Origin of the sequence: Megasphaera vaginalis (ex Srinivasan et al. 2021) (assembly GCF_000478965.1) — a bacterium.
GTDB classification, from domain to species: domain Bacteria; phylum Bacillota; class Negativicutes; order Veillonellales; family Megasphaeraceae; genus Megasphaera; species Megasphaera vaginalis.
Genome location: NZ_AWXA01000025.1, coordinates 65860 through 81599 on the forward strand (window position 1 = coordinate 65860; position 15740 = coordinate 81599).

At 48.5% G+C, this 15740-nt stretch carries 25 protein-coding genes; 18 read left to right on the forward strand and 7 right to left on the reverse strand.

All coding sequences use genetic code 11. The features are described 5' to 3' along the window. The first annotated feature begins 167 nt into the window (after window positions 1-167). The 3 genes from HMPREF1250_RS04715 (at window position 168) to HMPREF1250_RS04725 (ending at window position 4125) form a co-directional block, all read left to right on the forward strand. Window positions 168-1520: a butyryl-CoA--acetate CoA-transferase gene (locus HMPREF1250_RS04715; protein WP_023053454.1), complete on the forward strand. Its 1353-nt coding sequence runs from the start codon at window positions 168-170 to the stop codon at window positions 1518-1520. A 50-nt stretch (window positions 1521-1570) separates the two neighbouring features. Then, complete coding sequence (locus tag HMPREF1250_RS04720; protein WP_023053492.1) at window positions 1571-3118, forward strand: 4-hydroxyphenylacetate 3-hydroxylase N-terminal domain-containing protein; 1548 nt, start codon at window positions 1571-1573, stop codon at window positions 3116-3118. A gap of 176 nt (window positions 3119-3294) precedes the next feature. Then, on the forward strand, window positions 3295-4125 hold the full coding sequence (locus HMPREF1250_RS04725; protein WP_023053446.1) for an EFR1 family ferrodoxin: 831 nt from the start codon (window positions 3295-3297) through the stop codon (window positions 4123-4125). 242 nt (window positions 4126-4367) lie between these two features. Here HMPREF1250_RS04725 and HMPREF1250_RS11995 read toward each other — a convergent pair whose 3' ends face one another. The 3 genes from HMPREF1250_RS11995 to HMPREF1250_RS04740 are packed head-to-tail and all read right to left on the reverse strand — an operon-like array spanning window position 4368 to window position 4982. Further along, on the reverse strand, window positions 4368-4502 hold the full coding sequence (locus HMPREF1250_RS11995) for a twin-arginine translocase subunit TatC (protein ID WP_023053482.1): 135 nt from the start codon (window positions 4500-4502) through the stop codon (window positions 4368-4370). Window positions 4503-4524: 22 nt separating this feature from the next. Continuing rightward, window positions 4525-4779 carry a twin-arginine translocase subunit TatC gene (locus HMPREF1250_RS04735; protein ID WP_023053476.1) on the reverse strand — a complete coding sequence of 85 codons (255 nt, stop codon included), beginning with the start codon at window positions 4777-4779 and terminating at the stop codon, window positions 4525-4527. An 11-nt stretch (window positions 4780-4790) separates the two neighbouring features. Next, entirely contained in the window at window positions 4791-4982 is a 192-nt protein-coding gene (locus tag HMPREF1250_RS04740; RefSeq protein WP_023053430.1) for a twin-arginine translocase TatA/TatE family subunit, read from the reverse strand. A gap of 217 nt (window positions 4983-5199) precedes the next feature. Here HMPREF1250_RS04740 and HMPREF1250_RS04745 point away from each other — a divergent pair, with 217 nt between their 5' ends. From HMPREF1250_RS04745 to HMPREF1250_RS12205, 3 genes are all read left to right on the forward strand, one after another. Continuing rightward, window positions 5200-6354 carry a hypothetical protein gene (locus HMPREF1250_RS04745; protein WP_023053457.1) on the forward strand — a complete coding sequence of 385 codons (1155 nt, stop codon included), beginning with the start codon at window positions 5200-5202 and terminating at the stop codon, window positions 6352-6354. Between the two features lie 162 nt (window positions 6355-6516). Further along, window positions 6517-7023, forward strand: a complete 507-nt coding sequence (locus HMPREF1250_RS04750) for a hypothetical protein (RefSeq protein WP_023053477.1) — start codon at window positions 6517-6519, stop codon at window positions 7021-7023. Between the two features lie 131 nt (window positions 7024-7154). After that, entirely contained in the window at window positions 7155-7469 is a 315-nt protein-coding gene (locus HMPREF1250_RS12205; RefSeq protein ID WP_023053439.1) for a DUF362 domain-containing protein, read from the forward strand. Here HMPREF1250_RS12205 and HMPREF1250_RS04760 read toward each other — a convergent pair. From HMPREF1250_RS04760 to HMPREF1250_RS04770, 3 genes are all read right to left on the reverse strand, one after another. Then, the gene (locus tag HMPREF1250_RS04760) at window positions 7454-8470 is read right to left on the reverse strand and encodes a type I restriction endonuclease (protein ID WP_023053486.1); all 1017 of its coding nucleotides are present in this window, start codon (window positions 8468-8470) and stop codon (window positions 7454-7456) included. The two genes, HMPREF1250_RS12205 and HMPREF1250_RS04760, sit on opposite strands and share 16 nt — an antisense overlap. A 78-nt stretch (window positions 8471-8548) precedes the next feature. Further along, entirely contained in the window at window positions 8549-8809 is a 261-nt protein-coding gene (locus HMPREF1250_RS04765; protein WP_023053442.1) for an ImmA/IrrE family metallo-endopeptidase, read from the reverse strand. Next, complete coding sequence (locus HMPREF1250_RS04770; protein ID WP_023053468.1) at window positions 8799-9158, reverse strand: helix-turn-helix domain-containing protein; 360 nt, start codon at window positions 9156-9158, stop codon at window positions 8799-8801. Before HMPREF1250_RS04770 ends, HMPREF1250_RS04765 begins: the two co-directional genes overlap by 11 nt. A gap of 130 nt (window positions 9159-9288) precedes the next feature. Here HMPREF1250_RS04770 and HMPREF1250_RS04775 point away from each other — a divergent pair, with 130 nt between their 5' ends. Further along, complete coding sequence (locus HMPREF1250_RS04775; protein ID WP_023053441.1) at window positions 9289-9501, forward strand: helix-turn-helix domain-containing protein; 213 nt, start codon at window positions 9289-9291, stop codon at window positions 9499-9501. A gap of 234 nt (window positions 9502-9735) precedes the next feature. On the opposite strand, the gene HMPREF1250_RS04780 is transcribed toward HMPREF1250_RS04775, so the two are convergent. Further along, window positions 9736-10113 (reverse strand): helix-turn-helix domain-containing protein, encoded by a 378-nt coding sequence (locus HMPREF1250_RS04780; RefSeq protein ID WP_023053472.1) that lies wholly within the window; start codon window positions 10111-10113, stop codon window positions 9736-9738. Between the two features lie 184 nt (window positions 10114-10297). On the opposite strand from HMPREF1250_RS04780, the gene HMPREF1250_RS04785 reads away from it, so the two are divergent. The 11 genes from HMPREF1250_RS04785 to HMPREF1250_RS04830 all read left to right on the forward strand — a co-directional run bounded on the left by HMPREF1250_RS04785 (window position 10298) and on the right by HMPREF1250_RS04830 (window position 15639). Next, window positions 10298-10507 carry a helix-turn-helix domain-containing protein gene (locus HMPREF1250_RS04785; protein WP_023053453.1) on the forward strand — a complete coding sequence of 70 codons (210 nt, stop codon included), beginning with the start codon at window positions 10298-10300 and terminating at the stop codon, window positions 10505-10507. Between the two features lie 74 nt (window positions 10508-10581). Further along, entirely contained in the window at window positions 10582-10818 is a 237-nt protein-coding gene (locus tag HMPREF1250_RS04790; RefSeq protein ID WP_023053490.1) for a hypothetical protein, read from the forward strand. Continuing rightward, complete coding sequence (locus tag HMPREF1250_RS04795) at window positions 10815-11045, forward strand: hypothetical protein (RefSeq protein ID WP_023053425.1); 231 nt, start codon at window positions 10815-10817, stop codon at window positions 11043-11045. The genes HMPREF1250_RS04790 and HMPREF1250_RS04795 overlap by 4 nt, the downstream gene beginning before the upstream one ends. Before the next feature lie 13 nt (window positions 11046-11058). Further along, window positions 11059-11397, forward strand: a complete 339-nt coding sequence (locus HMPREF1250_RS04800; RefSeq protein ID WP_023053507.1) for a hypothetical protein — start codon at window positions 11059-11061, stop codon at window positions 11395-11397. A 14-nt stretch (window positions 11398-11411) separates the two neighbouring features. Continuing rightward, window positions 11412-12932 carry an SNF2-related protein gene (locus HMPREF1250_RS04805; protein ID WP_023053495.1) on the forward strand — a complete coding sequence of 507 codons (1521 nt, stop codon included), beginning with the start codon at window positions 11412-11414 and terminating at the stop codon, window positions 12930-12932. Between the two features lie 2 nt (window positions 12933-12934). Continuing rightward, entirely contained in the window at window positions 12935-13342 is a 408-nt protein-coding gene (locus HMPREF1250_RS04810; protein ID WP_036242698.1) for a DUF4406 domain-containing protein, read from the forward strand. Continuing rightward, window positions 13308-14279 carry a DNA-methyltransferase gene (locus HMPREF1250_RS04815; protein ID WP_023053502.1) on the forward strand — a complete coding sequence of 324 codons (972 nt, stop codon included), beginning with the start codon at window positions 13308-13310 and terminating at the stop codon, window positions 14277-14279. Before HMPREF1250_RS04810 ends, HMPREF1250_RS04815 begins: the two co-directional genes overlap by 35 nt. Further along, a complete protein-coding gene (locus HMPREF1250_RS04820; RefSeq protein ID WP_023053501.1) occupies window positions 14266-14802 on the forward strand; it encodes a DEAD/DEAH box helicase in 537 nt (178 codons plus the stop codon). Before HMPREF1250_RS04815 ends, HMPREF1250_RS04820 begins: the two co-directional genes overlap by 14 nt. After that, window positions 14792-15043 (forward strand): DUF3310 domain-containing protein, encoded by a 252-nt coding sequence (locus HMPREF1250_RS04825; RefSeq protein ID WP_023053463.1) that lies wholly within the window; start codon window positions 14792-14794, stop codon window positions 15041-15043. The genes HMPREF1250_RS04820 and HMPREF1250_RS04825 overlap by 11 nt, the downstream gene beginning before the upstream one ends. 12 nt (window positions 15044-15055) lie before the next feature. Then, window positions 15056-15217 carry a hypothetical protein gene (locus tag HMPREF1250_RS11790; RefSeq protein WP_023053480.1) on the forward strand — a complete coding sequence of 54 codons (162 nt, stop codon included), beginning with the start codon at window positions 15056-15058 and terminating at the stop codon, window positions 15215-15217. Continuing rightward, window positions 15217-15639, forward strand: a complete 423-nt coding sequence (locus HMPREF1250_RS04830) for a DUF1492 domain-containing protein (RefSeq protein ID WP_023053436.1) — start codon at window positions 15217-15219, stop codon at window positions 15637-15639. The genes HMPREF1250_RS11790 and HMPREF1250_RS04830 overlap by 1 nt, the downstream gene beginning before the upstream one ends. Window positions 15640-15740 lie beyond the last annotated feature (101 nt).

Genomic DNA, 15740 nt, shown 5'->3' on the forward strand with positions numbered 1-15740 from the left:
TGTACGAATGCATCAAGGACGCTTTTCTTTTTTTGGTAATTGACAGAAAATGGCTTATATATCGCATCTTTTCTGCCATGTAAAGTTGGCATGTATATTTCTTATATATTTAGTAAAGATACAGTTGTTATCGAGACGAAACGGGTAGAAAAAAAGAGGGGAGTTGTATGTACGCGATAGCGAGCCTTTCAGAAATGTATCGTAAAAAGCTCGTAACACCGGCACAGGCCGTGTCGGTCGTGAAGAGCGGTCAACGTGTATCGTACGGATTCGGCTGTTCCGTTCCGCTGGATCTGGATCGGGCGCTGGCAGAAAGAATCCGCAACGGAGAGCTCCAAGGACTTGAGATTTGCTACACGACAACCTTGCAGGAAGCGCCGTATGCCGTTTACACGGCTTCCGATTCGAATGAGCAGGTACGATTCATGTCCGGTCATTTCAACGGCTTTGACCGTAACATGAACAAAGACGGCCGTTGTTGGTTCATGCCGATCTTGCTCAACGAACTGCCGAAGTATTGGCGGCACATCGATGTGTTGATGATTCAAGTTCATCCGATGGATAAGTGGGGGAATTTCAATCTCGGTCCGCAAGCAGGTGATCTTATCGGAGAACTTAAGGCGGCGGACATCGTCATCGTCGAGGTCAATAAAAATATCCCGAAAGCATTGGGCTACGAAACGGAACTGAATCTCGCCAATGTCGATTATATTATTGAAGGCAGCAATTCGCCGATGCCGTGTATTCCGAATAAACCGGCCAGTGATGCGGATAATAAAATTGCCGATATCGTCGTCAGCATGATTGAAGACAGCAGTATGCTGCAACTGGGGATCGGCAGTCTTCCTTCGGCTATCGGCACGAAGCTGGCCCAATCCGACGTCGGAGATCTGAGCGGCCATACGGAAATGCTCGTCGATTCATATGTAGACCTTTATGAAGCCGGTAAGATCACGGGTAATAAGAACCGCGATAAAGGGAAGATCATGTACGGCTTTGCCGGCGGCACACAGCGGCTCTACGATTTTATCGATAATAACCAAGTCGTTTTCAACGCGCCTGTCAGCTACGTTAACAATATCGGCGTTGTTTCCGGTATTGATAAATTTATTTCGATCAACGGCTGCGTCAATCTCGATTTGTACGGCCAGGTCTGCTCGGAAACGGCAGGTTATCGTCACGTCAGCGGTACTGGCGGACAGATGGACTTTGCCCAGGGTGCATTTCTGTCGAACGGCGGTAAGAGCTTCATTTGCCTGCATTCAACAAGGTCGCTGAAGGACGGGCGAAAAGAATCGCTGATCAGGCCGTTGCTGGTCGAAGGCTCTGTCGTCACGACGCCGCGTTCTGCCGTCCATTACATCGTTACGGAATATGGTTACGCCATGTTGAAAGGGAAATCGACGTGGCAGCGGGCGGAAGCGCTGATCAATATCGCTCATCCCGATTTCCGCGACGAACTGATCAAAGAAGCTGAAAAGATGGGCATTTGGAAACGGTCGAGCAAGCTGATGATCTGATGTATCCATTACGAAACGTTGCAATCGTTTAGCAAAAGGAGGCCTGTATTATGTTAATGACCAAGGAGCAGTATATTGAAAGCATCAAAAAACGTCGCCCCATGAACGTCTATTTCCGCGGCAAAAAGATCGAAGACTTGACGACATTCCCGGCATTGGCAGCCAGCTTCAACACGATCTGCACGATTTACGACTTGGCGCAGCGCCCGGAATGGAAGGGCCTGATCACGGTTCCGTCTCATCTTAACGGCGAAGATGTCAGTGTTTACAACGCGCCGCTGCGTTCCGTCGAAGATGCGCAGCGCAAGACAAGAGCTGCCCGCGCTCTCGGCGAAGTCGTCAGTTGCTGTACGCACCGTTGCACCGGCTCCGAAGCGTTCGCCGGGCTGGGACCGACTTGTTATGACATGGATCAGGAGCTCGGCACCCATTATTTCGATCGTTTCATGAAATTCCTGGACTATGTTCAACGTAACGATTTGTCCTGTACCGTAACGGTTACGGACGTCAAAGGCCTGCGTACGCTGCCGCCGAGCAAACAGCCTGATAAAGACATGTATATTCATATTGATGAAGTCACGGCAGACGGCATTTACGTCAGCGGTTTCAAATGCAATCAGACAGGCATTCTTTTCGCCCACGAAGTAATTTGCATTCCGACGACGAGCCTGAAACCGGAAGATAAGGAATTTGCCGTAGCTTGCGCCATTCCGGCCGATGATCCGGGGCTGACCTTTGTACTCGGCCGTACGCCGCAAGATCGCCGTTTCGAAGAAGTCGGCGGCGATATCGAAGGGATTGATCTCGGTAAGAATTACGCCGATCATCAGGCGCTGGTATATATCAATCATGTCTTCGTCCCGAACGAACGCGTTTTCCTCTGCGGCGAAACAAAATATGTCAGCCGTCTTCTCAGTTATTTCACTGCCGTGCATCGTCTCACTGCCGGCGGGTGTAAAGCCGGCGGCTGTACGGCACTTTGCGGTGCTACGGCATTGATCACGGAAATGGTCGGTGTTGAAAAAGCAGGTCATATTAAAACGAAATTGACCCATATGATGATGGATTCCGAAACGGTATACGGCCTGTCCCTGACAGCGGCTACCGAAGGCTTTAAGCATCCGAGCGGCTTTTTCATTCCGAACCCGCTGAATGCGCACGTATGCAAATATAATTGCACGAAACTGCCCTTTGACGCTGTACGGTATGCCCGCGATATCATTGCCGGTTTCGGCGAAACGGCTCCGTCGGAAGCGGATCTGCGCGATCTGGAAATCGGCCCGATGGTACAGCGCGCATTCAACCCGGGCAATCCGAAGTTCGACGCCTTTGACCGTCTCCGTGCCGTACGTTTTATCGAACATATGGCCCGCGGCTCCAACTGGACGGCAATGGCCCTCCACGGCGGCGGCAATATGGAAGCGGCTACCGTCATGGCTCGGATGTACACCGACTGGAACCACCTCAAAGACATCGTCAGAGCACAGACGAAGATGGAAAAGGATCCGGCAAAACGCGATGCTATTGTCAATGAAATCGGCAAACGCCGCGGCCGCGCCTGCAATTACGGCGATTTGCCCAAAGTAGATGAAGAATAAAGAATGACTGTCTCGTATCAGTGAGGGAGCCCCTTGCCGGCAAATCTGCCGCAAGGGGCTCCCGTCGTGGCGCTATACGGCGTTGACAAAGACACGGGGAACAACGTAGAGTATAGAGAGAAAGAGAAATCAGGAATCGGCAGCTGCATCCGGCTTGCCGCAAGGAGAGTGCAGATATGAACATCAACAAGGTAAAAGCCATTTATTTCAGTCCTGTCGGCAATACGAAGACAACGGTGGAGCGTATTGCGGCACAACTGGCCGCCGTTTTGCAGGTTCCCTTGGACGTCATCGACTTTACGCTGCCTGCCGCCCGCGCCGCCGGGTATGCGATGGCGGCAGATGAACTGGTCGTTTTCGGGATGCCTACCTATGCAGGGCGAATTCCAAATAAAGCGCTGCCGTTTGTGCAGACTTTATTTACGGGAGAGGGGACGCCGGCCGTTGCCGTTGTTACCTTCGGCAACCGCAGCTTTGACAGTGCGCTGACGGAACTGCGCGACGAGCTGGACGGACGGGGCTTTCATGTTTTTGCCGCGGCGGCTTTTGCCTGCAATCACGTTTTTTCCGATCAGATCGGCATGAAACGGCCGGATGCGGAAGATATTCTGTTTATGGACGGCTTTATCCGGCAGACGGCGACGAAGCTGGTCCGGGCGGAAACTGCCGCAGACCTGCTGCGGCCGGTTATTGCCGATGATGAACCGGTACGGCCGTATTACGTGCCAAAAGGAATGGATGGGCAGCCGGCTAAGTTTTTAAAGGCCAAACCGCAGACTGACACCGCGTTGTGCACCGATTGCAAGATTTGTGCAAACGTCTGTCCAATGGGGGCTGTCGATTGGGATGATCCGCTGACGGTCAACGGTATCTGTATCAAATGCCAGGCATGCGTTGCAAAATGCCCGACGCATGCCAAGTATTTCGACGATGCGGCCTTTTTATCTCACGTCCGCTATCTGGAAACACATTATCGCCGCCGCGCCAATTCGGCAGCCTATCTGTAAAGGCTGCGAAGGCCTATTCCCGCTATGTTATAGGAAGACCCCCTTTGCAGCCGGAAGGAAAATCCGCGTTGCAGAGGGGGTCTTGCCGTGAAGGAATGCAGTCTTTACTTTTTCAGCAGATATCGGATGACCAGACCACTTGCTTCATACAGTGCCAGCATCGGAACGGCCAGACATAACTGGGAAAGGATATCCGTCGTCGGCGTAATGACGGCGGCGGCGACGAAGGCCAGGAGGACGGCCTATTTCCTTTTGACAGACAGCGCGGCAGAAGAGACAATATCCATTTTCGCCAGAATGAAGAGTATAAGAGGCAGATTGAAGATAAGACCGAAAGGCAGGACAAGGGCCAGGATAAAATCCGGGTAGCTTTCCATCGAGAGCAGCGCCTGAACGAAGTCATTCGTAAATCCCACCGGCGGCAAGTGTTACTTTGAAATAAATGAAAAAGGCCTCGGCCGGCTTGATGAAGTAGAGTTTTCCTGCAGGATAAGCAAGTGCGGCGATGATATCATCAACATATATGTTGCATACGGCCATGGCCAGCGCCGTGGCCAGCAGCGATCGAATCAGACAGGAACGCAGGACTGTCAGCTGGCCGGTAAAGGTCATTACGGCGCCTTCCCGTGTTTTCAGTTGTTGTACCTGAGACATGGAGGATTACCTCATTCTTCGGGTTTTGTGCCATCTTGATTTTTTACGCCGGCAGGATTTTCGGAAGACGCGTTGACGGCACTCTTGAATTCGTGCAGACTTTTACCGAGTGCATTGCCGATATCCGGTAATTTTCCGGGGCCGAAGATAACAAGCCCGATGACCAGAATAAGAACCAACTCGGGGACGCCTAAACCAAACATAACATATGACCTCCTTTGATACGTAGCTATTACGGATGCTATAACTATAGCAGGCCTGTATTATGTTTATGTAAAAAAAGAGGCTGCTGTTTGTAAATTATCACGCTCAGATCGGGATATATATTTTTCCTTAACTTTTCCGTATCCTTACAGCTGTTATACGTATACTGCGTACACTTACAGTATTAGAACAACAACTGTTAAGGAGGAAGATGAGATGAATGATGAACATACTTTTTCCCGGCGCGGCTTTTTGAAACTCGCTGCCGGATCCGCGTTGGGCGCAGCCATGGTCACGCTGCCGTCCTTTTCTTTTGCCGAAAACGGAACAAAGGCGGCGCGTTCGTTGCGTGTTGTTGCCTTGAAAGAAATTCCGTCAGATCCGTTGGCGGCTGCGAAGACATCAGCGCTCGTGAAAAACGGTTATGACTATATTATCGGCATCGTCAATACCATAGCCGACACTTCGTTGAAGAATGAAGTGCTGAAACTGATCCGTGATCCCCGGCCGACATTTATGGAAATGTACGCGTCAGATGCCGCCATACAACGCTTGTACGGCGCGTTGGCCGCACAGGGGCTGATTGATACGGGGAAGCTTGATGCCGCTCATCTTCTGCCGCCGTATCGGGGAACGGTTCAGCCTTTCATGACGGCGCCCGGAAGCGGATATGGCAGTCATCATCCGTATCCCGGCGGTCTGTCCACTCACGTCGCTTCCAATTTGCATATTACGGCGGCTATCTGTAAGACCTATGAGGACGTCTTTTTATATGACGTTCATCGTGATATCGCCATTGCCGGACAGGCGCTTCACGATATTGCCAAGCCTTTCGTCTTCCAGTGGCAGGCTGACGGGACGTCGCTCAAAGAATATACCATTGCCGGACAGGGGGCGCATCACGTACTGTCTTTGGCGGAAGTCATTTATCGCGGCTTCCCGGCTGCCGAAGTCGTCGCACAAGCCTGTGCACACGGAGCGCCGTCGAATGAGCAGGAAGAAGCTAATGTCGTAGGATGGCTGAAAGCGGCTGCGCTTGTTGCCGGAAAAGATCCCGTCGCCTACGGCCTGCTGAATACGTCCGGTACGGGGCTGCCGGCGCCTCATCATCAGGAAGGATACATCGTTCATCTTGGCGATCATGACTGGGTGCTTACGTCACCGGCTGCGGCGAAAACGACGAAGGTTCTGAAAAAAATTGCCGCCGATGTGTACGGTATGACCGGCGCCGATCTGGACGGCGCCGCATATAACCATTTCCGAAATTATGTGGGAGCACAGCTTTCCTACATGTATCTGAACATGTTGGAAGCCGAGCCGAACGGCTATCATCTCGTCGTTAAGGCCGTCGGCGAATTGATTCGGAAATAGACGCGGAAAAAAGAGTCTCAAGTGACATGGAGAAAATCCATGTCACTTTTCATATATAGGGAAAGCTGAAGGCCCATCTTTTTGATGAAAGCTGGTCAAATTTACTTCTATAGGATATAATAAAAATAGTTGTGTTAGTCATTTAATTATGTGAGGTGTGTTATGAGAAAAAGTATACAAGCGTTAATGTTGGCCTGCACTTTTGTTTCTGTCGTCGGCACAGCGGCGGCGATGGATAGTCGAACTTTATACACGGATACGGACAAGTATCAAATTGTCTTTGCAGACAGACATAAAGTTGTATTTGTCGACAGTAAAGATCTGACAGGCGGGCAGACGAGAGATTTTCCCAGCAGTCACGAATGGTTCAACGTCAAACTGTATGTGGAGACCTTTAAGAGCCGGCACGATATGGATGAAATGTCCTGGACAACGAATGATACGACGAAACGGATTGATGAATACAGCGGGCTGCTTTCGTATGAACGGGGAAATAAGATTTCCTTACAGAATCTTTCTTTATTGAACGCCTATAAGCCGACAGGGGAAAAAATTGCGTTAACTGCCTGCGATAAGCCGGTGAAACTGGATGCCACGGCAATTTACATCAATTTAAAAAATCAGTTATTCAACAGGAATAATCAGGAAACTGATTCTCTCCATAAATAGAAATCTTCCCGTGGACCGGGATCGGGTGGAGAATTTTTACAAGTAAGTTTCAATCGGCGCCGAAAATGCTGTTGAGAGAAAAAATATCGGGTATTCACGCCGCAAAACAGCGCGCACAGGAGGAACGTTTCATGAAAAAACAGACATATGTACCGGCAGAGCCCATTGTCAAGGGAAGGGAAGATACGTTTTGGTACGTTATCGGTGAACGTTGTATTTCCTGTGGTCAATGTGCCGCCAACTGTCCGGCAGGAGCTATTGCCGAAGGAGACGATCGGTACCTGATCGATCCGGCACGATGTATTGATTGCGGCACCTGTTCTTATGTTTGTCCCGTACAGGCGGCGCAGCCCGTATGCAAAAAAGAGGAACCGGCGACGGTATGCGTCAGGGAAAGCATCTCCATAGGCGATATCGACACTGATACATGCTATTCGATATCGTAGCGAATGGCGTTATCTCCATTCTTTATCATAATAAATTTTACTTTATCCTTAATATAGATCCGGCAGATCCATCTTGTTGTTTTTTTATCAAGGTTTACCGCAAAATATGTTTCAGTATCTTTATATGTTATGCGGGACGCATCGATTTTGGTTCGCAAAATTGATTTTATTACATAAAAACTCGATAATTCTTCGGGTGTAGTGATAATTTTCTTTTCTGGGAGTGATTCTAGTGGAGTTTCCGGACCTTGTGGTTCGGTAGAGTCATTCCCTGCGGAGCTCTCAGATTCTTTTGAAATAGCACTTTTTAAACGGTCGTTTATTATTTCGGAAATTACAAGGTTGAAAGCTCTCTTTACCAATGGTTGATATTTTTCGACGACTGCTTGAGTTTTCATCCCTTCGTATATTCCTCTGTTCAAAATTAGTCTAACGAATTCCTCACTAGGCTTTACTAGTTCATCTTTTATAACTTGTCTGATTTGACTCATGTATTTTAATTCTGCGGCAGTATCATATATTTGGTTCTTATCAAAATTTTCTTTTTGAAATTTTTGAAGTTCTTGAATTTGGTATTCTTTTAAAGCTAATAAGTTAATTTCTAAGAATGGAGCTTTATCCATTTTATTAGTCTCTTCTATATCGGTGTAAAAACGATAAATTATTCCATTGGTTAAAATACCGAACTTAGCAGCAGATGTTCCAAAGTATCGGAATAGTTGGGAACCATGTTTTGTCAAATCTTCATTTATATTTTTACATTCGATTAATATAACCGGTTCATCATTAATCAAAATGGCATAGTCTACTTTTTCTCCTTTTTTAATACCTACATCTGCCGTGAATTCAGGAATGAATTCTTCTGGATTAAATACATCATAACCAAGGAGCTGAAAAAATGGCATAACTAATGATGTTTTTGTGGCTTCTTCTGTAGAGATGTTGTTTTGTAAATTTGGAATACGGGCCGAGAAAGAATGAATTTTTTCTTCGAATGACATAATAATTCCTCCTAATTATAATTAAATCATACTTTGTAAAATTAGTGTTTTTGACAAGGGATTTGACATAATTTGTTTTTAAACAACATGATAGAAGAAATCCATATCTTTAGCGTCTTCTATGAAATCACTGCGACGAATCATTTCTTCAATAAGGGTCGCTTCTTTTTTTGCGTCAAAATCATTCCTATTTATATGCGATAGTTCGTGCAAAATTTCGTCTTTCGCTTGCTCTTGTGATAACCCTTTATTAATACAAATGGTATAGCTGCCATCGTCATTTTCTGCCGTGCCAGCTTTGGCATACGGAATATCGCAAAGTACTATATTAATCGTCATTATTTTTTTCCCTCGATTTTAAGAATTTTATATAGTTGTATGCTTCTTTCATCTGTTCTTTTGTTAAATCCTTGGACGCGCTGAAAAGAACTTTCAGTTCTGGATTAGTACGCAACTCTTCAGCATATGCAGCTGTTTCAGGATCTATGTAATAGCCTTGAGCAGTCAATGTATTCATATCAACATTAAAGAAGTCAGCAAATATTTCTAAAACTTCAAAACTTGGCTTTCTTCTTCCTTGTTCATACATTCCAATAGAACTTGCAGATAGCCCGGTTCCTTTTGCTACTTCTTCCTGTGTCATATTTCTTGCAACTCGAAGTTCTTTTATTTTATCTTTAAAAGCCATGGCATTCACTCCTTTGAAAATAGAGTAACACGTTTTGTGTAGAAAATCAATAATAAAATCACACATAAAGTGTTGACAAAAGGAACATAACGATATACACTTTTAGTGTAGAAAGAAGGAGGTGAATTTGATGAATGAAATGATCGATAGAACATCTATTGGAATGAAGCTGAGCAAATTACGAGGCGGCAAAGATCGGAACAAAGTAGCTGTAGATCTTGGTATAAGTGTTTCTACGTTAGGCATGTACGAACAAGGACGGCGTATTCCCCGTGATGAGATTAAAATTAAAATAGCGGATTATTATGGAGTTTCTGTTTCAGAACTTTTTTACACCAATTAATCACACTTAAAGTGTAGTATATCTAAGGAGAGGAGAGAATGCCGGTAAAAATAATATGGCCATCGAGCAATCGAAAGGAGATAAGGAGGTGAGAGAAATGGAAGACAAAGAAAAAGAACCCTGCAGGACAGCATCGCATTGACGATATTCGTATACGTACCACTCTCATTAGGTGTCGTCATAGCTCTGACCTTTGACGGCAGATGCGTAGTAACTATGATGTTAATGTTCAAGCTATTTATTCCTTTCCGTTTTCAAAAACCGGATGTAGTTGGCCGCCTGCTGCATTTCTTCCGGTGACAGGTCCGCTGCTGCCGAGAAGAGAATCTTAAGCTCCGGGTCCGTGCGCAGCTTTTCTGCCAGTTCCGCTATATCAGAATCATCGTAATAGCCGTTCTGGTCCTCAGCTTGTTCCCAACCCATGAGAGCGCCTGGTGTCGTATGCAGCGCCAGCGCAATCTTTTCTATCCGGTCAGATGGTATATTTCCAATGACTCCGGATTCATATCGCTGGATTGTCTGCCGGCTGACCCCCACGATTTTAGCGACATCATCCAGTGTCATCTTCTGCTGTAATCTTGTTCTTTTAATATTTTCGTTTAAAGTTGTCATAGCAAAGCTCCTTCTTGCTATATTGTATTTAATCATCTATAAGTACATTATAGCACGAAAATCACATATTGTGCAACAAAAATATTATAAATTAGGTAGAAAATCACTTGACGAGGGACAAAATTAACAGTATACTCTAACTATGAAAGTTACCTAATAAGTAACAAAAAAAGGAGGTGATATCATGGTCGATACAAATGCCCTGCGCGGTATCATTGCGCGGGAAGGGAAGTCTCAGGTACAGGTAGCGGATGCGCTCGGTATCACCCCTAAGACTTTCTACGAAAAGATGAAAAAAGGTGTCTTCAACTCTGACGAATTGTATGCAATGGTAAAATTTCTGAATATTTCTAACCCTATAAAAATTTTTTTTACCGACAAGGTTACGTATTAAGTGACAAAAAGAGGGGGATTGATTTACATGAAAGAAGGTACGATGCTGGAACGCCCGGTACAGGAGGTGGGACGATGACTAAAGATACTATTCCGATGGATGACGCGGATAGGCTCATGAGCCTAGAAGAAGTGCGCATTAGACTGCGCACGTCACCACACATAGTGGCGCAGATTGTTAAGCAAGGGCTGCTGAAAACCCTGCGATTTGGCAATAACAAGCGAGTAAGAAAGTCCACGTTCAACGCTTTCCTGACCAAATACGATGGTCAGGACCTGTTGGAATTACTGAAGGAGGTGAAGGAAGAATGAAGCAACACGAATTACCACGGCCTGAGCCGTGGATTAATTCCCGGCATCGGCCGGAAGAGCCTAAGCCCAGCGAGCCTGAAATCAGCGAACGAGCCTGGCGGGAAATCATTTCCCTGCAGGATGAAGCAGATACCGCTATAGCCGGATGTTTATTTCTGGGCGGGGTGCTCCTGACGGTCATCATGGTCGCGTATATCATGTGGACGAATCATTTAATCATCCATTAAAGGAGGTAATTTTATGAAAAAATCAAAAATGGCTCAGCTGTTTTCCCTATACGCGGAGAATCCGAGTCTGACGAATGAAGAAGGAGCAAGGGCCGTAGACGTATCATCTGACGCCCTGCGGACGATGAAGCACCGGCTGATCGCCGCCGGGTACCTGAAACCGGAAAGTGATGGCAGCGTATCGGTCCTGAAAGAGTTTCGGGCACGTCCGGCCAACACGACCAGTGTATTCAAGGCCGCCATCTACGAAGAGATGGTGGAAGCTTACATGGAGGATTTCCGACAGCAAGCTACGTTTGCGGACCGGCTATCCGTAGGCCGTGAAATACGGCTGATCTTAGAAAAAATGTAAAGGAGGCGGGGCCTATGGAAGACTGCAGAGCCTGTGCCTGGGATGGCTACTGCATCCCGGATGAGTGCATAGGCATACAAAAAAGCGCCGGCACCTGCGCCAACAGGATACCGGCAAAAAAAATATTCCAACAACAGTATATCACAGAAAACGAAGTGACCACCATGGACTACACGAATTTCATACAATCTAAAATGACGATTGACGCCAGCCACGGTCTGCAGGTCCCGGTGGATCAGCTGACTCCAGCGCTGTTCGACTTCCAACGCGATATCGTGCACTGGGCATTAGCAAAGGGTAGAGCCGCTATTTTTGCGGATTGCGGGCTGGGGAAAACGCTGATGCAGCTGGCATGGTCGTTGGAAGTACATAAAGCCACTAATAAACCAGTACTGATTCTTGCGCCGCTGGCTGTTGCAGCGCAAACCGCAGCAGAGGGCAGGCGGTTCGGTATTGACGCCGCCGTCGTTGAGCATCCGGGGGAGGTTGTAAATGGAGTCAACATCACGAACTACGACAAGCTGGACCGATTCGACACGGCCGTACTTGCCGGTGTCGTCCTGGACGAATCATCAATCCTGAAGTCCTTTACCGGCAAGGTCCGGACGATGCTGATCAACGCTTTCTTCAGGACACCGTACCGGCTGGCCTGCACGGCGACACCGGCGCCTAATGACTATATGGAGCTCGGCAACCATAGCGAATTCCTGGGCATCATGACAAGGACGGAGATGCTCAGCATGTTCTTCGTCCACGACGGCGGAGAAACGTCGAAATGGCGGCTCAAGGGCCACGCAGAAAAGGCATTCTGGCGCTGGATGGCAGGGTGGGCCGTCGTCCTCGATAACCCGGTCAGTCTGGACTATAAAGACGAGGGCTACACACTGCCGGAGCTCCGGATGCATGAAATCATTGTTGACGGCGATACGCCGACAACAGAAAGGCTGACGCTGACACAACGGCGCAATGCGCGGAAGGAATCACTGGACGCACGATGCCAAGCTGCTGCGGACCTAGTCAACAACAGCCAGGACCAATGGCTGGTATGGTGTGACCTCAATGCAGAATCGGAAAAGCTCCATGAGCTCTGCAACTTATCGCGGCAGGTCCTCGGATCCGACAAAAGCAGCTATAAGTCGAGTACGATGCTGGGCTTTTCTGTCGGCGTCCTGAAATGCCTAGTCACGAAACCTAAGATCGCCGGATTCGGGATGAACTGGCAGAACTGCCACAACATGATATTTGTTGGATTGAGTGACAGCTACGAACAATACTATCAAGCTGTTCGCCGTTGCTGGCGCTTTGGCCAGACTCAGCCCGTCAATGTCTACATCATCATCAGCGCCAAAGAAGGCACGGTTAAGGAAAATATTGAACGCAAAGAAGCGGATGCCATCAACATGAGGCGGAAAATGGCAGAATTAACCCGCGAATCCGTCAAAGAAAACTTATCCCGGACGGCGCGCATCATGAGCGTCTACAAACCGGCAACGCCCATGCAATTACCTGCCTGGGCAGAAATGGAGGCAATATAACGATGAAACTGATTTACGTAGCCATGCCATATGGCGGAAAGAAAGAAGTCGAGGCCCGGGCCGCTAAGATCCTGCAGGACCTGAACAGCCGGGAGTACCGGATCCCATACAGGCTCAGGAAACAACTGCCGGATATCGAGATTGAGAACAAGTACACGTATATCTCACCAGTGCTGGCATTCGGGGCGTCCTATCATGATCTGACTTACGAAGATGGGATAGACGACTGCCTGACGCTGCTGTCACGATGCGACGCCTTAATAATCCTGGGCGAGAACTGGGCAGAATCCCGGGGCGTCATGGCGGAATACGCGTTCGCCCAAGCCCGGGGAATCCCGGTACTGTACATGCCAAAACCAGAGGAGGAACTGGAAGATGACACAAGTAATAAACCAGTACGTATCGGATAAGGTATCACTATATAACGGTGACTCCGTAGAGATGCTGCACGGGCTGCCGGAGAGCAGCATCCACTACAGTATTTTTTCACCGCCTTTTTCGTCGCTGTACACGTACAGCAACAGCGACCGGGACATGGGAAACAGCGACAGTGATACCCAGTTTTACGCGCATTTTGGCTTTCTAATCCACGGGCTGTACCGCGTCATCATGCCGGGGCGACTGGTATCGGTACACTGCATGGACATCCCGAAAATGTTAAGCCGCGACGGCGTCATCGGCTTGAAGGACTTCCCGGGAGAAATTGTTCGGGCATTTGAAAAAGCGGGCTTCATCTACCATAGCCGCGTCGTTATTTGGAAGGACCCGCTGGTAGAGGCTACACGGACAAAGGCCCTGGGGCTGATGCATAAGCAACTATGCAAAGATTCGGCCATGTGCAGGATGGGCTTGCCGGATTATATAGTGACTTTCCGCAAGCCGGGGGATAACCCAGAGCCGGTCTCTCATGACGACGGGCTGAAACGATTCTACGGTGACAATGAGCCAGAGGGCGTGAAGACGCTACGGCCACAGCCGGACCCGGAACTCGTCGAAGCAAAGAAGAAGTACAACACAGTACCGATATACAGTCATCAAGTGTGGCGCCGGTACGCATCACCGGTCTGGCTGGACATCCGGCAGAGCAACACGCTCAACCGGGCAGCGGCACGGGATGAAAAAGACGAGCGGCACATCTGCCCGCTTCAGCTTGACCTGATTGCCCGGTGCATAGAACTATGGACCAATCCCGATGACATCGTACTGGACCCGTTCGCCGGTATCGGCAGCGTCCCAGTCGTAGCCCTGCAGATGAGCCGCCGGGCCATGGGATTTGAACTGAAAGAATCTTATTATAATCAGATGTTATTGAACTGCAAAGAGGAGGAAAATCATGATGAAAATTAACATCGAATTTACCGGTGGCATGGATGAAATTATGAAAGATTTTAGCGCGCTCGGCTCAATTTTGAGCGCAGTAAAAACAAAACTGAACGGGCAGCATGCCTTAGTCTTCTACAATTTCCAACATGACCGGGGGCGCCTGATGGGGGCGTTGGCAAAGACGAAACTGCGATACCGGGTGTACAAAAACGCCGACGACGAACTGGCCTGGAACAATGGCGATGTGGATTTGCTGTTAGCGCATCCCGCGTCAACAGGCTACGGGCTGAATCTGCAACAAGGTGGCCATCATGTTATCTGGTTTGGGGTGAACTGGTCCCTGGAGCTATACCAGCAGGCGAATAAGCGCCTGCACCGGCAGGGACAGGAATACCCGGTAATCGTGCACCATCTCATATGTGAGGGTACACGGGACGAGGATTTAGCCGAGGCGCTGACGAAAAAGGACGCAGCCCAGGCCTTTGTGTTGAATAGTTTGAAAGTAAGAATTGAAGCAGTGAGAGGAGGTAATCACAATGACGGATAACGTAAATCATCCCGGTCATTACTGCCAGGGCGGCGTTGAGTGTATCGATGCACTGGCAGCGGCCACGACGGACCTTACCGGCATGGACGCCGTATGCACGGCAAATGCCATAAAGTATTTGTGGCGCTGGAAGCGAAAAAATGGCGTAGAGGACTTGCGCAAGGCGCAGTGGTATATCAGCAGGCTGATTGCGTATAATTCCTGCCTGCGGGATCCCACTACGGGGGGGGGAATCAGATGAGGAGTGATTCGATTGGCAAAAGCATACAAGGACCCGACGGCAGAGCTTGCCATCGGCAGAATCTGCAAGACGGAACGGACGAAAAAACTGCTTTTCAAGAAAGCCATATTGATACTGGCCGAAGTGTGCGGCTATCGGATTCGGGTGGAATTTCTACAGAAAGGGGAGAAATAATGACGGCTAAAGAGTACCTGAGCCGCATCCGGCGGCAGAACCAGATTGTTAAGCAGGTGGAAAAGGAGCTGGCTGCCGTCAAAGCGGATATTGTATCCCTGAAAGCGGCCAGTCTGGCAGAAAAGGTGTCCGGGTCCAGACACGCAGACCTGGCGGACAGCTATATCCGCCTAGAGAAATATTTCGACAAAGTCAATGCGGAGTGGGATGTACTGATTGATATGCGGGAAGAAGCCAAGACGATGATCCGGGCACTTCCTGATGAACATCAGCAAGCCGTGTTGTACGCGCGGTACATCAACTGTGACCGCTGGGAAACCATTGCGTTTGATATGCACTACAGCTGGAAACATACCTTTCGCTTACACGGAAAGGCGTTACAGTCCTTTGCATCGATTCATCGGTCGGCGCTGTCTGATTAAACAGGACATAGAATGACCCTATCAAAAGGCGTATACTGGTAGTGTAAAGAATTGCGATAAAGGAACTTAGCTGCCAGTCTGTGTGTGGGCCTCGAACTGGT

Coding starts and splice junctions, on each gene's coding strand:
- HMPREF1250_RS04715 (WP_023053454.1), top strand. CDS start 168: ATGTACGCGATAGCGAGCCTTTCAGAAATGTATCGTAAAAAGCTCGTA.
- HMPREF1250_RS04720 (WP_023053492.1), top strand. CDS start 1,571: ATGTTAATGACCAAGGAGCAGTATATTGAAAGCATCAAAAAACGTCGC.
- HMPREF1250_RS04725 (WP_023053446.1), top strand. CDS start 3,295: ATGAACATCAACAAGGTAAAAGCCATTTATTTCAGTCCTGTCGGCAAT.
- HMPREF1250_RS11995 (WP_023053482.1), bottom strand. CDS start 4,502: ATGGAAAGCTACCCGGATTTTATCCTGGCCCTTGTCCTGCCTTTCGGT.
- HMPREF1250_RS04735 (WP_023053476.1), bottom strand. CDS start 4,779: ATGTCTCAGGTACAACAACTGAAAACACGGGAAGGCGCCGTAATGACC.
- HMPREF1250_RS04740 (WP_023053430.1), bottom strand. CDS start 4,982: ATGTTTGGTTTAGGCGTCCCCGAGTTGGTTCTTATTCTGGTCATCGGG.
- HMPREF1250_RS04745 (WP_023053457.1), top strand. CDS start 5,200: ATGAATGATGAACATACTTTTTCCCGGCGCGGCTTTTTGAAACTCGCT.
- HMPREF1250_RS04750 (WP_023053477.1), top strand. CDS start 6,517: ATGAGAAAAAGTATACAAGCGTTAATGTTGGCCTGCACTTTTGTTTCT.
- HMPREF1250_RS12205 (WP_023053439.1), top strand. CDS start 7,155: ATGAAAAAACAGACATATGTACCGGCAGAGCCCATTGTCAAGGGAAGG.
- HMPREF1250_RS04760 (WP_023053486.1), bottom strand. CDS start 8,470: ATGTCATTCGAAGAAAAAATTCATTCTTTCTCGGCCCGTATTCCAAAT.
- HMPREF1250_RS04765 (WP_023053442.1), bottom strand. CDS start 8,809: ATGACGATTAATATAGTACTTTGCGATATTCCGTATGCCAAAGCTGGC.
- HMPREF1250_RS04770 (WP_023053468.1), bottom strand. CDS start 9,158: ATGGCTTTTAAAGATAAAATAAAAGAACTTCGAGTTGCAAGAAATATG.
- HMPREF1250_RS04775 (WP_023053441.1), top strand. CDS start 9,289: ATGAATGAAATGATCGATAGAACATCTATTGGAATGAAGCTGAGCAAA.
- HMPREF1250_RS04780 (WP_023053472.1), bottom strand. CDS start 10,113: ATGACAACTTTAAACGAAAATATTAAAAGAACAAGATTACAGCAGAAG.
- HMPREF1250_RS04785 (WP_023053453.1), top strand. CDS start 10,298: ATGGTCGATACAAATGCCCTGCGCGGTATCATTGCGCGGGAAGGGAAG.
- HMPREF1250_RS04790 (WP_023053490.1), top strand. CDS start 10,582: ATGACTAAAGATACTATTCCGATGGATGACGCGGATAGGCTCATGAGC.
- HMPREF1250_RS04795 (WP_023053425.1), top strand. CDS start 10,815: ATGAAGCAACACGAATTACCACGGCCTGAGCCGTGGATTAATTCCCGG.
- HMPREF1250_RS04800 (WP_023053507.1), top strand. CDS start 11,059: ATGAAAAAATCAAAAATGGCTCAGCTGTTTTCCCTATACGCGGAGAAT.
- HMPREF1250_RS04805 (WP_023053495.1), top strand. CDS start 11,412: ATGGAAGACTGCAGAGCCTGTGCCTGGGATGGCTACTGCATCCCGGAT.
- HMPREF1250_RS04810 (WP_036242698.1), top strand. CDS start 12,935: ATGAAACTGATTTACGTAGCCATGCCATATGGCGGAAAGAAAGAAGTC.
- HMPREF1250_RS04815 (WP_023053502.1), top strand. CDS start 13,308: ATGACACAAGTAATAAACCAGTACGTATCGGATAAGGTATCACTATAT.
- HMPREF1250_RS04820 (WP_023053501.1), top strand. CDS start 14,266: ATGATGAAAATTAACATCGAATTTACCGGTGGCATGGATGAAATTATG.
- HMPREF1250_RS04825 (WP_023053463.1), top strand. CDS start 14,792: ATGACGGATAACGTAAATCATCCCGGTCATTACTGCCAGGGCGGCGTT.
- HMPREF1250_RS04830 (WP_023053436.1), top strand. CDS start 15,217: ATGACGGCTAAAGAGTACCTGAGCCGCATCCGGCGGCAGAACCAGATT.